Origin of the sequence: Paenibacillus sp. CF384, from assembly GCF_900106745.1 — a bacterium.
In the GTDB taxonomy this organism is placed as follows: Bacteria; Bacillota; Bacilli; order Paenibacillales; family Paenibacillaceae; genus Paenibacillus_Z.
In genome coordinates, this window is the sequence record NZ_FNNV01000004.1 from 79,830 (window position 1) to 95,087 (window position 15,258).

12 protein-coding genes are annotated in these 15,258 nt (G+C 54.5%); 9 read left to right on the forward strand and 3 right to left on the reverse strand.

Features of this window, described 5'->3' with window-relative positions; translation table 11 throughout:
- The first annotated feature begins 95 nt into the window (after positions 1-95).
- From BLW29_RS09505 to BLW29_RS09535, 6 genes are all read left to right on the forward strand, one after another.
- Complete coding sequence (locus tag BLW29_RS09505; RefSeq protein ID WP_090978637.1) at positions 96-1,436, forward strand: ABC transporter substrate-binding protein; 1,341 nt, start codon at positions 96-98, stop codon at positions 1,434-1,436.
- A gap of 130 nt (positions 1,437-1,566) precedes the next feature.
- Positions 1,567-2,448 carry a carbohydrate ABC transporter permease gene (locus BLW29_RS09510; RefSeq protein ID WP_090978639.1) on the forward strand — a complete coding sequence of 294 codons (882 nt, stop codon included), beginning with the start codon at positions 1,567-1,569 and terminating at the stop codon, positions 2,446-2,448.
- A 16-nt stretch (positions 2,449-2,464) separates the two neighbouring features.
- Positions 2,465-3,298, forward strand: a complete 834-nt coding sequence (locus BLW29_RS09515) for a carbohydrate ABC transporter permease (RefSeq protein ID WP_256208481.1) — start codon at positions 2,465-2,467, stop codon at positions 3,296-3,298.
- 41 nt (positions 3,299-3,339) lie between these two features.
- Positions 3,340-5,127 carry a glycerol-3-phosphate dehydrogenase/oxidase gene (locus tag BLW29_RS09520; RefSeq protein ID WP_090978643.1) on the forward strand — a complete coding sequence of 596 codons (1,788 nt, stop codon included), beginning with the start codon at positions 3,340-3,342 and terminating at the stop codon, positions 5,125-5,127.
- A 36-nt stretch (positions 5,128-5,163) separates the two neighbouring features.
- Positions 5,164-6,663, forward strand: a complete 1,500-nt coding sequence (glpK, locus tag BLW29_RS09525; RefSeq protein ID WP_090978645.1) for a glycerol kinase GlpK — start codon at positions 5,164-5,166, stop codon at positions 6,661-6,663.
- Positions 6,664-7,031: 368 nt separating this feature from the next.
- Complete coding sequence (locus BLW29_RS09535; protein ID WP_090978649.1) at positions 7,032-8,138, forward strand: glucuronyl esterase domain-containing protein; 1,107 nt, start codon at positions 7,032-7,034, stop codon at positions 8,136-8,138.
- A 66-nt stretch (positions 8,139-8,204) separates the two neighbouring features.
- Here the strand turns inward: BLW29_RS09535 and BLW29_RS09540 are convergent, their stop codons facing one another.
- Complete coding sequence (locus BLW29_RS09540; protein ID WP_090978651.1) at positions 8,205-9,713, reverse strand: arabinosylfuranosidase ArfA; 1,509 nt, start codon at positions 9,711-9,713, stop codon at positions 8,205-8,207.
- Positions 9,714-9,891: 178 nt separating this feature from the next.
- Here BLW29_RS09540 and BLW29_RS09545 point away from each other — a divergent pair, with 178 nt between their 5' ends.
- The 3 genes from BLW29_RS09545 (at position 9,892) to BLW29_RS09555 (ending at position 12,905) form a co-directional block, all read left to right on the forward strand.
- The gene (locus BLW29_RS09545; protein WP_090978653.1) at positions 9,892-10,800 is read left to right on the forward strand and encodes an ArsR/SmtB family transcription factor; all 909 of its coding nucleotides are present in this window, start codon (positions 9,892-9,894) and stop codon (positions 10,798-10,800) included.
- A 136-nt stretch (positions 10,801-10,936) separates the two neighbouring features.
- Positions 10,937-11,896 carry a TRM11 family SAM-dependent methyltransferase gene (locus BLW29_RS09550; RefSeq protein ID WP_090978655.1) on the forward strand — a complete coding sequence of 320 codons (960 nt, stop codon included), beginning with the start codon at positions 10,937-10,939 and terminating at the stop codon, positions 11,894-11,896.
- Between the two features lie 448 nt (positions 11,897-12,344).
- Positions 12,345-12,905 carry a hypothetical protein gene (locus BLW29_RS09555; RefSeq protein ID WP_143044372.1) on the forward strand — a complete coding sequence of 187 codons (561 nt, stop codon included), beginning with the start codon at positions 12,345-12,347 and terminating at the stop codon, positions 12,903-12,905.
- A gap of 268 nt (positions 12,906-13,173) precedes the next feature.
- Here the strand turns inward: BLW29_RS09555 and BLW29_RS09560 are convergent, their stop codons facing one another.
- Both BLW29_RS09560 and BLW29_RS09565 read right to left on the reverse strand, forming a co-directional pair.
- Positions 13,174-14,169: an aldo/keto reductase gene (locus BLW29_RS09560; RefSeq protein ID WP_256208484.1), complete on the reverse strand. Its 996-nt coding sequence runs from the start codon at positions 14,167-14,169 to the stop codon at positions 13,174-13,176.
- A 39-nt stretch (positions 14,170-14,208) separates the two neighbouring features.
- A complete protein-coding gene (locus BLW29_RS09565; RefSeq protein WP_090978659.1) occupies positions 14,209-15,087 on the reverse strand; it encodes an aldose epimerase family protein in 879 nt (292 codons plus the stop codon).
- Positions 15,088-15,258: the final 171 nt, after the last annotated feature.

Here is a 15,258-nt window from a genome sequence, read left to right on the forward strand (position 1 = left end):
AAAACGCCATCGTTTTTTCCATTATCGGGGGTGAAAGGGCATTTTATAATGAGAAACGTAAGGGATGCACACAGTATTAGGGGAGGGTATTAAAGATGAAAAAATGGACACTAATGCTTATTTCAGCTGTGATGGTAACAAGTTTGGCAGCCTGTGGCTCGAATAACGACGACTCGGTGAAGAACGCCAATACGGGCGGCAACAACAAGCCGGCAGAAGAAGGTACAAACGCGCCAGCCGAGAATACAGAGCCGGTTAAGCTGCGGATTTACGCGCAATATGCGGATGACGATACGAAGAAGCCTTACGATTATGCAGTTGCTGAACTGAAGAAGGAAATGCCGAATGTGGAGCTGGAGCTCGACGTGCAGGCGCAAGATGACGGACAGAAGCTCAAAACGTATGCAGCGACAGGCAATCTGCCGGATATTTTCCAAGCGGGTCTCGATATTATCAATACGATGAAGAAATCAGGCAACATTCTGGAGCTTGACCAATATGCCGACAAGTTCGGTTTCAAGGACAAAATGCAGCCTAGCGCCATGAATACGCTGGTCACGGAAGACGGCCATATCTACGCCTTCCCATATGCCGGCAATGAGCTTGCGCTGATGTTCTACAACAAGGAGCTCTTCGAGGCGAATAACGTGAAGGTGCCGACAACCTACGATGAGCTGATGACGGCAGTTAAAGCGTTCAATGACAAAGGCATTACGCCGCTCTCCCTATTCGCCAAAGAGAAATGGCCGACCGTTGCCCTGTTCGATATGTTCGCGACTCGCACGGAGGCGGCAGGCATTACGAAGCTGGACAAAGGTGAGGCCAAAGCAAGCGATCCGGCGTTCAAGCAAGCAGCGGAGCAAATCGTAACACTAGTACGTGCAGGCTTGCTGCCGAAGGGCGCAACGAACCTCAACTATGACCAAGCGGCAGCGCTGTTCCATGAAGGAAAAGCGGCGATGTTCGTCAACGGTCAGTGGGAAATCGACGCTTCGACCAAAGCGCTTGGCGACAAGCTGGGCTACATGTACATCCCTGGAGCAGATGCAGCTGCGTATGAAGGCGCGAAGCTGAACTTCAGCGGCGGCGGCGGTCCTGGCGGCTACGCGGTCAGCTCGGCAACGAAGGATCCGGAGCTTGCGGCAAAAGTAGCGGCGTTCATCTCGGAGAAGTATGCGGAGTACAAGTACACCGAGCGCGGTACGCCGTTCGTGGCAACGAAGGTCGACAAAGCGGTCATCAATAAATTCCCGCCGATCATGGAGCAGCTGGCTAAAGATATTCCGAACATGAAAACAACCTCGTTCGCATGGGGTCTGAGCAATCCGAAGTTCAAAGCAGCCATTGAGGATGCTTCGCAGAATCTAATGACAGGCAACTATACGGCAGATCAGTTCGTGCAAGACGTTGACAGTGCAATCGAAGCTTCGAAGTAAGGAACAAGCATGAGGTTTGAGGCGCCGTCCGATAGCGGCGCGTAAGCTTAACCGGAAAAACCCATGCCGGCCTCCCGGTATGGGTTTTTCTTCTCTAAACGGATGATTTCATAACAAAGGAAGTGGCGGCATGCGAAAATACCTGGGCAACAAGACGGCAATTCTACTGTTTATTTTACCGGCCCTTTTACTATATACCGTTGTTGTGTTCTATCCTGTCGTGCAGGTCTTCTACCGAAGCTTGCTGGATTGGGACGGTTTGACCCAAGGGAAGTTCATCTTCCTCGACAACTATAAGCGATTGTTCCATGACCGCATATTCCGAACTTCCGTGTATAACGGTGCGATGTTCGCGGTAGTCATTGCGGTTGTGCAAATTGTGATCGGTACACTGCTTGCTTTCGCCGTAGCGGAAATCGCAATGCGCGGCCGTAAATTCGTGCGGATCAGCGTCTTTATTCCCGTCGTGCTGTCCATCACGGTAGTTTGTCAGCTGTGGCTTGCGATGTACAACGGCGAATACGGCTTGCTGAACAAGCTGTTCGAGGCGCTTGGCCTCTTGTATCGACAGGATTGGCTGACCAATGAGAAGACGGCAATCTTTGCACTGGCGGCCGTAAACGCTTGGCAGTATATGGGGTATCACTTTGCGCTGCTGCTCGCGGCAGTCAAATCCGTACCGGAGCATTACATGGAAGCGGCGCGGATCGATGGGGCCAACAAGCTGCAGGCTCATGCCCGCATTACGATTCCGCTGCTCTCTGAAACTTATAAATTCTGTCTGGTGCTGGCGCTCACAGGGGGCTTGAATGCTTTTGCCAACATGTTCATCATGACTGGCGGCGGTCCGGGTACGACTACGTATACGCTCACCTACATGATGTATCGTTCGGCGTTCCGAGTTGGCGAGTTTGGCTACGGAAGTGCTTCGGCGGCGTTTCTCGTCATTGAATGTTTGGTCATTACGCTGCTGATTAACCGGCTTATCGCGCGCGATCCTATCGTATACTAGGAAGGAGATGTCACCTATGAGAATGTTCAAACTGAAGCACCCCGTATCCAATCTGATGATTTGGCTCTACGCCTTGCTCTCTATCTATCCCTTGTTCTGGATGATCGCGTACTCGCTCAAAGACAATAATGAAATCTTCGTCACCAATCCGTTCGGATTCCCGACGCATTTCCGTTTCGAGAATTATGTGACCGCTTGGCGAAGCTTCAATGTCCCGCAGTACTTTACGAATAGCGTCATTGTATCGATCGCTACGGTTGTCGGAAGTTTATCGCTTGCGGTGCTGTTCGCGTATGCGGTGGCGCGCATGAAATGGCGGTTTAGCGGAGCAGCCAGAGTCTATATGACGATCGGGATGTTCGTGCCGGTGCAGGTCATCATGATTCCGCTCGCGATTCTGATGCGCGACTTTCATCTGGCGAACTCTTATGCCACGCTGATCGTTCCTTATATTGCGTTCAATCTTTCTTTTGCCACCTTGGTGTTCTACGGTTTCTTCCGCAGTATTCCGGTTGAGCTCGAAGAATCGGCTTGCATCGACGGGGCATCGATCTATCGGGCGTTCTTCAGCATTATGCTGCCGATCATTCGGCCCGCGGTCGCGACGATGATTATCTTCGTATTTCTGGCTGCGTGGAATGAATTTCCTATTGCGCTTATACTGATAACTAAAGAGTCTTTGAAAACATTGCCGCTTGGCTTGCTCTTCTTCCAAGGTCAATTCACGACGGACTGGGGTGCGATGGGCGCGGCGATGACGATTGCCAGCTTGCCGACATTGCTGATGTATATGCTCTTTAGCGAACAGGTGGAAAATGCGCTTACGGTCGGTTCGGCGGTTAAAGGGTAATAATATGAGGATGGATGTACGGTAAAGGAGGAATGAACGGCATGGGCGAATCTTTCTCGGTGGAGCACCGGGCAGCGCGTCTAGAGCGAATGTCATCGGAGCTGCTCGATGTGCTGATCATCGGGGGCGGCATTACAGGGGCCGGGATTGCGTGGGATGCATCGCGGCGCGGCCTTCGGACAGGTCTTGTGGAGATGGGCGATTTTGCGCAGGGTACGAGCAGCCGCTCGACCAAGCTGGTGCATGGCGGACTGCGATATTTGAAGCAAGGTGAAGTCAAGCTGGTTGCCGAGGTAGGTCGCGAACGGGCGCTGCTGCACAAGCATGCGCCTCATGTCGTGACGCCGACACCGATGCTGATGCCGGTTTATAAAGGCGGCACCTACGGGTATTTGGCATCTTCCATTGGCTTGTATATTTATGACAGACTTGCAGGCGTTAAGCGTGCGGAGCGGCGTAAAATGTATGGGCGCGAGCAGACGGAAGCGCTGGAGCCGCTGCTGAAGCGGGAGGGACTGCGAGGTTCGGGCTACTATTATGAGTACCGGACCGACGATGCGAGGCTGACGCTTGAGGTGATGAAGACCGCTCATCGGCATGGCGCGGAGATCGTGAACTATGCCAAAGTGGAAGAGATGCTGTACCGAGACGGTGTCGTGTGCGGCGCTCGAATTGCGGACGTGCGCAGCGGCAAGCATTATGACGTCTATGCGCGGAAGATCGTGAATGCAGCTGGACCGTGGGTTGATCATGTGCGCAAGCTGGACGGCGAAGTGACGGGCAAAAGGCTGCTGCTGACGAAAGGCGTACATTTGGTTGTGGATGGCAAGCGGCTTCCGGTGCAGCAGGCCGTCTATATCGATGTGCCGGATGGCCGGATGATCTTCATCATTCCACGGGATGGCAAAACCTATATCGGAACGACGGATACGTTCTATCACGGCGAACCCGGTTCTGTTGTGACGACGCGCGCGGACCGCGATTATCTATTGCATGCGGCGAATGCCGCTTTTCCTACGGCGAAGCTTACGGAAGCGGATGTAGAGTCATGCTGGGCAGGAGTTCGGCCGCTCATTCACGAAGATGGAAAGAGCCCCTCGGAAATTTCCCGGAAGGACGAAATGTTCATTTCGGAGAAAGGGCTCATCACGATCGCAGGCGGCAAGCTGACAGGCTTCCGCAAAATGGCCGAGAAGGTCGTGGATCTCGTCGCAGACGAGATTAAACGCGGTACCGGACGGAAGTTTGGCCGCTGCACGACAGGGGATGAAATGCTCTCCGGCGGCGATTATGGCGGCTATCGTTCGTTTGACGAGCTTCGTGCGGAACTGATGAGCCAAGGATTGAAGTTAGGTGTGCCGCTGGAGGATTTGAAGCTCTGGATTGCGCGATATGGCAGCAATGCAGCGCATTTATTGGCGCGTTATGCCGCGCTTCGGGAAGCGGAAAGCGGAGACTCCGGCGTTGCTGCGGGTTCGGCGGCTGCTAAAGCGGTGGCCGGACGCATTACGGTGGCGGTTGGCACTGCAGGCTCGGCTGCTTCCATGCATGGAGGGGTATCTGCTGCGCCGAATTGGGATCGTACTTTACGGGCGGAGCTCGATTACGCGATTGAGGAAGAGATGACCTGCAGCGCAGTTGATTTCTTGCTGCGGCGGACGAGTATGATTTTGTTTGACCGCAAACGAGCGGAAACGTTGATACAGCCTGTCCTTCGATTGATGGGGCATCGCTTTGGCTGGAATGATGCACAGGGCAAGGCGGAATTGGCCCGCGTAAAAGCAGAAATTAAGGCGGTTACGGAATTTCCCGAATTGGTGCAGGAATAAGTTGAGGGTGAAGGCTTGTAACGGGGAGCGAAGACAATGGAGCGCTATATATTAGCTTTGGACGAGGGAACGACCTCCTGCCGAGCGATCCTGTTCGATGAGCAAGGGCGTGCTGCCGGATCGGCGCAGCACGAGTTTGCCACTGTATTCCCGCAGGCTGGATGGGTGGAACAGGATGCGAATGAGATTTGGCAGAAGCAGCTGCAAGTGATGCGTGATGCGACGGCCGGCGTAGGTGTGGAGCAAATTCGCGCGATCGGGATTACGAACCAGCGTGAAACGCTTGTAGTCTGGGATGCGCAGACCGGTGAGCCGCTTCATCCTGCAATCGTATGGCAGTGCCGCCGGACGAGCGCGCTATGCGAAGCGCTGAAGGAGGGTGGCTGGGAGGATGAGGTGCGCGCGCGAACCGGCTTGCTGCTCGATCCGTATTTCTCCGGCACGAAGTTGAAGTGGCTGCTGGACACCGTGCCGGGTCTTCGCGAGCAAGCGGAGCAGGGTCGAGCGCTGGCCGGAACGATCGACAGCTGGCTGATCTGGAAGCTGACGGAAGGTGCCGTGCATGCAACGGATGTCTCCAATGCGTCGCGAACGATGCTGTATAACATTCATACGCTGGAATGGGATGCCGACATCTTGGCGAAGCTCGGTATTCCGGCTGCCATGCTGCCGGAGGTGAAGCCGTCCAGCGGCATATTCGGGTATACGCGTTTGCTTGGCGATGGAGCCTGTGGAGGAGCTGAAGGTTTGCCGGCGGGGATTCCGATCGCAGGCGTGGCAGGCGATCAGCAAGCCGCGCTGTTCGGGCAGGGCTGCTTCGATACCGGCATGGCGAAGAATACGTACGGGACGGGCTGCTTCCTGCTCAAGAACACGGGCGACGCGCCGGTAGCATCGGCGAAAGGGCTGCTCACGACGATTGCGTGGCAGATTGACGGCCGGACTACCTATGCGCTCGAAGGCAGCGTGTTCACGGCAGGCTCCGTCATGCAGTGGCTGCGCGACGGACTCGGTCTGATTGCGCATGCATCAGACAGCGAAGCGCTGGCCGCTTCGGTCGCGGATACGCTTGGCGTCTACTTCGTGCCGGCGTTTACCGGGCTTGGCACGCCGTATTGGAACGCGGATGCGCGCGGCATGATTACGGGCCTTACCCGCGGCGCGACCTCGGCCCATCTAGTGCGCGCGGCGCTCGAGTCGATCGCGTATCAGACGGCGGACGTGCTGAACACGATGACCGAGGAGTCCGGATTGCCGCTGACGGAGCTGCGGGTTGACGGCGGGGCAGTCGCGAACGGCCTGCTTATGCAATTCCAAGCCGATTTGCTCGGCGTATCGGTGATCAGGCCGGTGCTGCTTGAAACGACTGCGCTTGGCGCAGCGTATCTAGCCGGGCTCGGTGTTGGATTCTGGAGCGGTGTCGATGAGCTGCGCGAATTATGGGCGCTCGATCGTACTTTCGAACCGGAGCGGGATGAAACCTGGCGCGCTGAAGTGTACGGAGGCTGGAAGAAAGCCGTCGGCTATCAGCTGTAGGTGTAGTGGAGTATATGTGGTGTGGAGAACTGGGCAGGCGCTCGGTTCTTTTTGTTTTGTGCGAGGTTGGTCGCTTTAGCGGATTACGCTAAGCGGGATCAAATGTTGCACAATATGCAGCATTTGATCCCAATTCATGCTCGAAACTCGAAAATGTTGCACAGGCTGCAGCATTTCTAGTCCAAAGTAGACTAAAACGATCATTGAGCGCTCAAATGTTGCATTTCGTGCAGCATTTGAGCTTGATGGTGCTTGAAGGGGACTGGAATGTTGCATGTTATGCAGCATTTCACCTCTACAAGGAAATCCGATGACTTCCTCGAATGTATTATCCATGCACACGTTTGAAGTCTAAGGAGGAACGAACGATGGAACGATTGCTTTCATTACCGAAGCTTCTTGTCAGTCAGAGCGGCCTTGCCATAGATACTGCAAAGCAATGGTCGGAGCAGCGCAGACATGAGCTCATCGACTTGTTTGCCGAGCATGTGTATGGCAGGCAGCCGCTGGAGCGACCGCCCGGCATGACTTTCGAGGTTGTCGCATCTGAACCTTGTTTGGATGGCAAGGCGATTTGCCGAAGCGTTCATATTGATTTCGCCGAGGGTCAAGGGCGTATTCGCCTGACCTTGTATTTACCTGCAGCGATAGTCGCATCGACGGAGCGGTGTCCGGTTTTCCTATTGTTTGACCACGGGCGGCTCTCTGCGGCGGCAGATCAGCATGCACCTTCCTCCTCGTTCTGGCCGATCGAGCAAATCATCTCCGGCGGATATGGAACCGCCATGATTGCTGCAGAGGATATCGATCCCGATGAGCATGATGGCTTCGTGAATGGCGTGCATGGGTTGTTTGATTCGCCGGATCGTCCGCGGGCTTCGGACGCATGGGGGACGATTGCCGCATGGGCGTGGGGATTAAGCCGAGCAATGGACTATTTGGTGACGGACCCGGACGTGGACGGGGCAAGGGTTGCCGTTATTGGTCACTCTCGCGGGGGCAAAACAGCACTTTGGGCCGGCGCGCTCGACGAACGTTTTGCAATGGTCGTCAGCAACGAGTCCGGCTGCACTGGCGCGGCGATATCGCGGGGAAAGGTCGGGGAGCGAGTTCATCAGATTAACTCGTACTTCCCGCATTGGTTCTCGGAGAACTATAAAAGCTACAATGAACGCGAGGATGAGCTGCCGGTTGACCAGCATATGCTGCTTGCGCTGATTGCACCGCGGCTGCTCTATGTTTCGAGTGCGGCAGAGGATGAGTGGGCGGATCCGGCCTCTGAATATCTTTCGGTGCAGCAAGCAGAGCCCGCGTACCGGTTGTTTGGGGCTGACGGACTGGCGGCAGAGCCGTTTCCGGCGCTGGATACACCGCTATACACCGAGCGCTGCGGCTATCATATTCGTGCGGGTAAGCATGATCTGACCGAGGTGGATTGGACGTATATTTTAGCTTTTGCAGACGGTCGTTTATAGATGAAGAACAGGCGGGTACTTCGTGGTTCGAAGTACCCGCCTGTTTTTTATTGCTGCTGCTATTCGTTACGCCAGCTTAAGTCGAATTACATTCCATGACGCTTTGCCGAGAGATGCTGCCACGCCGCTGCCTTCAATAACTGCATTGCCTCCGGTATGTGGAGCGACGCGGTTTGGCGCTTCTAGTGTATTCGCGGCTTTGAGGTCATCGCTTTCCAAGACGATGTGCTCAAGGATTCGAACTTCGCCGAAGCTGCGCAGATCGATTTCGAGCGGCAGCGATTCGCTTAAGTGGCGGTTAACGGCAAACACCGTTACTTCGCCCGCCTCTGTATTGTGGACGGCAACTGCATCGAGGTACGGGACGTCGGTGTAATCTTTTGCATCATATTTGGGCGAAGAATTCAGAGGTACGAGGACCGTACCGCGTCCGAAAATACTAGCGTGCATATAAGGATAATAGATGGTTTGCTTCCAAGCGCCGCCGCCGTTTGCCGTCATAATTGGTGCAATCACGTTGACGAGCTGCGCGAGGCAGGCCATTTTGACGCGATCGGCGCGCTTTAACATACTGATCAGCATGCTTCCGACAAGCAGCGCATCCTCGTGATTGTAAACATCTTCGAGCTGCGGCGGTGCAATGGACCAGGGCTCGATACGGGAATCGGCCTCGTTGGAGTGATACCACACGTTCCACTCATCGAAGGAAAGATTGATCCGTTTCTTGCTTCTTTTCGTCGCTTGCACGTAGTCGCAGGTCGAGATGACGGTATTAATGAAGGAGTCCATGCCCATGGATTGGGCCAAGAAGTTCGACGTGTCTTTGTCCCTGTTGCCGTAGTATTGGTGCAGGGAGATATAATCGACCTCATTATAGCAAAGGTCCAGCACCGTGCGCTCCCACTCTGGGAACGTAGCCATGCCGAGGTTGGAGCTGCCGCAGGCAACCACTTCAATGGAAGGGTCCACCCATTTCATGACCTTCGCGCTCTCGGCGGCGATTCGACCATACTCTGTGGCGGTTTTGGCCCCGATTTGCCAAGGTCCGTCCATCTCGTTGCCCAAACACCAGGTTTTGATGCCGTGCGGTTGTTTATATCCATGTGAAATCCGCAGGTCGCTTAATTGCGAGCCGGATGGATGGTTGGCATATTCCACAAGCTGACGGGCTTCGTCTGGACCGCGCGTGCCCAGATTAACGGCCATCATCGGCGCCGTGTTCGCTTTGCGGCACCAGTCCACAAACTCATTGAGCCCGAACAAATTCGGTTCAATGGTCCGCCATGCAAGCTCAAGGCGCTTTGGTCGCAGCTCGATCGGCCCAACGCCGTCTTCCCAGTTATATCCAGAGACGAAGTTTCCTCCCGGGTATCGAACGACCGGTACATCGATGCCTTTGATCAGCTCCAGCACATCGCCTCGGAAGCCTTGCTCATCCGCGGTCGCATGGCCAGGCTCATAAATCCCCCCGTATACCGCACGCCCCAGATGCTCGACAAAAGAACCAAATATCCGTTTATCCACCTCGCCAATCGTAAAATCCTTCTCGACAATCATTTTCGCTTTCAGTGACATGCGGGGATACACCTCTTTGTCGTTTAGTTGGATTAATGAATAAATTAATTGATTAATATAAAATAGATGCGTATAGTGCAATTAAACCGCAATTGAGGGAGTACGTGCAAGCTTTTCTTTTTGCAGGAATTGAATTAATATATCTGTTAACTAAGCGAGACGGAAGGAACCGTGCATAATGATAAAAGCAAACCTCGACCGCAGATGGCTGCCGCTCTACGAAGCGCTTGCCAGTGATGTGCGCCTGCGCATTCTGGAGCTTCTTGCGGTGCAGCCTATGAATATTAAGGAGCTCGCGGCTGCTCTCGGCTTAAGCAGCGCGATCTTGACCATGCATGCGAAGAAGCTGGAGAAAGGCGGGCTCATTGAGACCAAGCTTGTTCGACGAGGGGGCGGTACGCACAAGATTTGCTCACTTGCAGCTGGTCATGTGGAGATTACCATTCCGCAGGCATTGGAGCCGAAGCGTGAGTATCACGAGGTGTCGATTCCGGTTGGGCACTATACCTCTTTTGAGGTGCACCCTACTTGCGGTCTTGCAACCTCCGAGCATATGATCGGCCAGTTCGATGATCCGCGTTATTTCATGGAGCCGGAACGTATGCATGCTCAAATATTATGGTTCGGCAAAGGGTATGTGGAATACCGCATCCCCAATTACGTGCTGCAGGGACAAGCGCTGGAGGAGATCGAGATCTCGGTTGAGATCGGCTCGGAGTACCCGGGTGTCCGAGTAGACTGGCCTTCAGATATTCACTTTTATCTCAACGATACGCTGCTTGGCGTCTGGACCAGTCCCGGCGATTCCGGCGAAGGACGCGGCCGATTGACCCCGTCTTGGTTTAGTGTCAATCAATATGGCTGGCTGAAAGTGATCCGGGTCACGGACCACGGGACCTTCATCGATGGTCAACGCTTGTCGGACGTATCCCTCGTGGATATTGTTATGACGCGCAATGATTGGCTGCTCCGATTGGCCGTGCCCGAAGGTGCCAAACATGTCGGCGGATTGACCATCTACGGCGAAGGCTTCGGTAATTACAACCAATCGATCGTATTTAGAACCTACCGCAGTTTGGGGCGTTAAAGCCTCGAAGCAGCTAGATAATGAGGGTGTAAATGTGCAAAAAGTGGTAATGGATTCAGAGTTGGGCGATACTCGATACGCGGGTAGGTTTTATTATTCAGTCACAGCTCATGAGGAAGAATCGGACTTGTGTGGTATGGAAATGCGTTCGTTATTCGGTTGTAATCCGAATAATGGTTGTGTGATAAGCGATAAAAACATCGATCCGGGGAGAAGTCCGTTTATCCGCGGAAAGCTGACTATTCAGCTTCTGGGCGATGACGCTGCCGGCATTGCTGCGCAGGTTGCGGACGCTGTCCGGCTTGATGGGCGGACGTTCAAAGTCGTGTTTGTTGGGGGCGGCGACGCGTGCGAGTCGTTTGATTTCGACCGCCAGCGAGCGATCGAGAAGGAGATCGGCTGGCAGATCGTTGGCAAAGCGGAGATGCGGCGTCCGGATCGGTTATTCGGCGTAGCCTATGCAGATGGACGCTACCTATTCGGGGAGTATGAGAAAAGCGAAGCGCTGTGGCTTAAGTACAACGATAAGCCGCAGCCGTATTCCACGGCGCTTAGTACGCGCGTAGCACGGGCGGTCGTGAATATTGCTGCACCAACGACGAAAGAGCGGGTAATCGACCCTTGCTGCGGCATCGGCACGGTCATTATCGAGGCGTTGTCGATGGGCATCTCTATCGTTGGCTTCGATAATAACCCGCTGGCGTTGAAGGGAGCTCGTATCAATCTGGCTCACTTCGGGATGCCGGACGTGGTCAAACTTGCGGATATGACGACACTTGAACCCAGCACTCTACTCTTGCGGGAGGATGGAGGCGGGGCGTCCGGCAGCGTAGGGTCTGACGGCGCGGTGCCGATCAATCGGCGTGTCTTCGATTCGGCGATTATCGATCTGCCCTACAATCTGTGCTCGAAGCTGCCATCTGCAGAGCGATTGGCTATGCTCCGCAGCGCAGGCCGCTTGGCGGAACGCGTCATCATCGTCACAACGGAACTCATCGACGATGACATTGCGGAAGCCGGCTTCACCATCACCGACCGCTGCATCGTCCGCAAGGGCAAGTTCGAGCGCCAGGTCATTGCCTGCCGAATGCACTAGCTCAGGCAGTGCAAGATGTTGGTGCTGCCGTGAAAAGAAGCTATTGCGAAGTGGTGGAAGTTAACATTCGGAGTAGCTCCCAGGGCAACACATTGGTGTTGAACTGGTGAGTGAGGGGAAAGAGTAGCTCCCAGGGCAACACATTGGTGGCGAAATGGTGGGTTCGGCGAAAGAGTGGCTCCTAGGGTAACACATTGGTTGAATGCAGGTGGGATTAGAGAAAGAGTGGCTCCCAGGACAACACATCGGTGGAATAATGGTGAGTTCGGCGAAAGAGTAGCTCTCAGGGCAACACATCGGTGGAATAATGGTGGAATTAGAGAAAGAGTGGCTCCCAGGACAACACATCGGTGGCGAAATGGCGAGTTCGGTGAAAGAGTGGCTCCCAGGACAACACATGAGTGGGAATAGGGCGAGTTTAGAGAAAGAGTGGCTCCCAAGGCAACACATGTCCGCCAAACTAGCTGATTTCGAGCAAGAAGCGAGCCTAGAGGTCTACATGCCCGCCGAACTAGCTAAATTCGAGCAAGAAGCGAACCTAGAGGTCTACATGTCCGCCGAACCAGCTAATTTCGAGCAAGTAGCGAACCTAGAGGTCTACATGTCCGCCAAACTAGCTGATTTCGAGCAAGAAGCGAACCTAGAGGTCTACATGATCGCCGAACCAGCTAATTTCGAGCAAGAAGCGAACCTAGAGGTCTACATGATCGCCAAACTAGCTGATTTCGAGCAAGAAGCGAACCTAGAGGTCTACATGTCCGCCGAACCAGCTAATTTCGAGCAAGAAGCGAACCCAGAGGTCTACATGGTCGCCGAACCAGCTAATTTCGAGCAAGAAGCGAACCTAGAGGTCTACATGATCGCCGAACCAGCTAATTTCGGGCAAGTAGCGAACCTAGAGGTCTACATGGTCGCCGAACCAGCTAAATTCGAGCAAGAAGCGAACCTAGAGGTCTACATGTCCGCCGAACTAGCTAATTCGAGCATGATACACACCCGGAGTTGTTAGCGAGAGCGATGTGAACGGCATGGTTAGTTGAAGAGCGGCAATTGGAATAGCTTTTGGCAGGTGTGCATGAGGTGAGAGGGAATAGGTACCGTTCATGAGCAGAAATGGTGGTTTTTGTGCTAATGCAAGGTATCTAATACCGTTCATTAGCATCAAACTGTGATGGTTGGCGAATGAGAGGTACGTCATACCGCTCTTGAGTCGTGCAGCCGCTGCTAACAAGAAGACGAAGGGCCAGACATCCTCACGATGTATGGCCCTTCGTCTATTATCGAGCGCCGCAGCGGTCGGCGAGCTCGGACAGCTCGCGCTGCTCGTCGCGGCTGATCGCAAACGTCATGGCGCGCACGTTTTCCTTCGCATGATGCGGCTTGGAAGCGCCGGGAATGGCGAAGACGGTTTCGCCATTGGCGTGGATGAGCCAATTTAAGGCCACTTGGCTCGGTGACGCGTCGTACTTGCCGGCCAGCTCCTGCAGCCGGGCAATCAAGGGTCGCGTGCGCTCCAGCGCGGCGGGCTTGAAGTCGCCGGAGAGCTTGCGCATGCCGCCTATGCCGGCGACTAGCGCGGGATCGGCATGGAACTTGCCGCTCAGAATCCCTTGCTCGAGCGGCGAATAGGCGATAATGGCTACGCCGAGCTCCTTGGCGGTTTCCATGATGCCGTTTCGCTCGACGCGGCGGTCCAGCAGGCTGTATTTCACCTGATTGGACGCAAGCCGCAGCCCGTGCTCGCGAAGGGCACGGTCCGCCTCGCGCATCCGCTTGGCGGAGAAATTACTGACGCCGATGTGGCGGATTTTGCCTTGCTTCACGAGCCCGGCCATTTCCTTCATCTCCGCTGCCGCCGAGGAGAAAGAGAAGGGCTGATGCACCTGATGCAGGGCAATCGGCCAGCCCTTCAAGCGGCGCAAACGCTCATCGATGGTCCGAGTGATGCTGCCGGCGGTGCGCATCATCGGCCACCACTTGGTCGCGACATAGGCATCCTTGGCTTCATCGCCAAGGGCAAGCAGCGCTTCCGCCAACACTTCCTCGGACTTCCCGCCGCCATAGATTTCAGCCGTATCGAACCAATTGATGCCGCCTGCGAGGCTTGTCCTTACAATATCCCGAATCACGTCATCGCTCAGAACAGGCCAGAATTTCCCGATCATGCCGCTGCCCTTGCTGAACTGCCAGCAGCCAAGGCCGAGCGGCGAGAGCATCAAGTCAGAATTCCCCAATCGCCGAAGCTGCACCTGCTGCATCGTTTGCTCTACCATATCCCACACCTTACTTTCCCTATGCTCTGAATCGATGGCCTATGCGCTGTACCCGATCTTCACGAGCAGCTCCATTTTGCCGCCGGCCTCTAACATTGGCAGCTCTTCTCTGCTCGCCAGCGCGCCGTTCAGCGCCATCCATGGTTCGACGCAGACGAACGGGGAGCCGTTCACCTGCCACAGCACCACATACTTGAACGCATCACTGTAAGCTAACGAAACGGTGCCACGGCCATCCGGGCCAGGGAACGAAATGGAACGGGAACCCGCATTCAGCAAAGCGACGGATTCCTTCAAGCCATCGAGTGCAATCGCGCCATCGACGGGCTTTACAACGTTATCGTTGTAGTCCAGATAGGAGGTGGCATCTGTGCCATACACCAGATCCTTCGACTCCGAACGGAAGTACGGATGGAATCCCGCATAGAACGGCATCGGAGAGTCCGACAGGTTGCTGTAGGTCTGGCGAATCTCAAGCTCGCCTTCAACTAGCGCATAAGTAAACAATAGCTCGAACAGCCATGGATACTCGGCCAGCGTGCTCTCGCTGCTGCGCAAACGCACCGTCACAGCGGCTTCACCCTCATCGGAGTGGCCAACAACTTCCCAAGCGCGATTCCGAGCCACACCGTGATTACGCATCGAATAAACCGTGCCATTCCATTCATATTGTCCGCCGGGCAGCTGACCGCAAATCGGGAAAAGAATCGGATTGCCGCCGCGGATATTCGCCTCCGGATCAAGGTAGGTCGCTTTATCAAGGTAGAACAGTTCCTCGCCGCCCAGCACGCAGCTGGTTGCAATAGCTCCTCGCTCAGGACAGATGATGACCGAAGAATTCGTAACGGAATCCGTCAATGTAAATAGCGTATATGTACCATCATGATGTGATTTCACTTCATAGCGATTCTGACTCATTGTAGAAGCCTCCCAAGTATGGTTTTCTGCGAACAAGCATACCATATTGCGGCAGTGTACCCAAACAGCAAGGCCTCTCCGAGGGCGAACAACTATTTTTCTAACGCTATATTGCATAAATGAATACTGAACGATATACTATAGCAGCAGGGACATTTTTTATTTGACCAG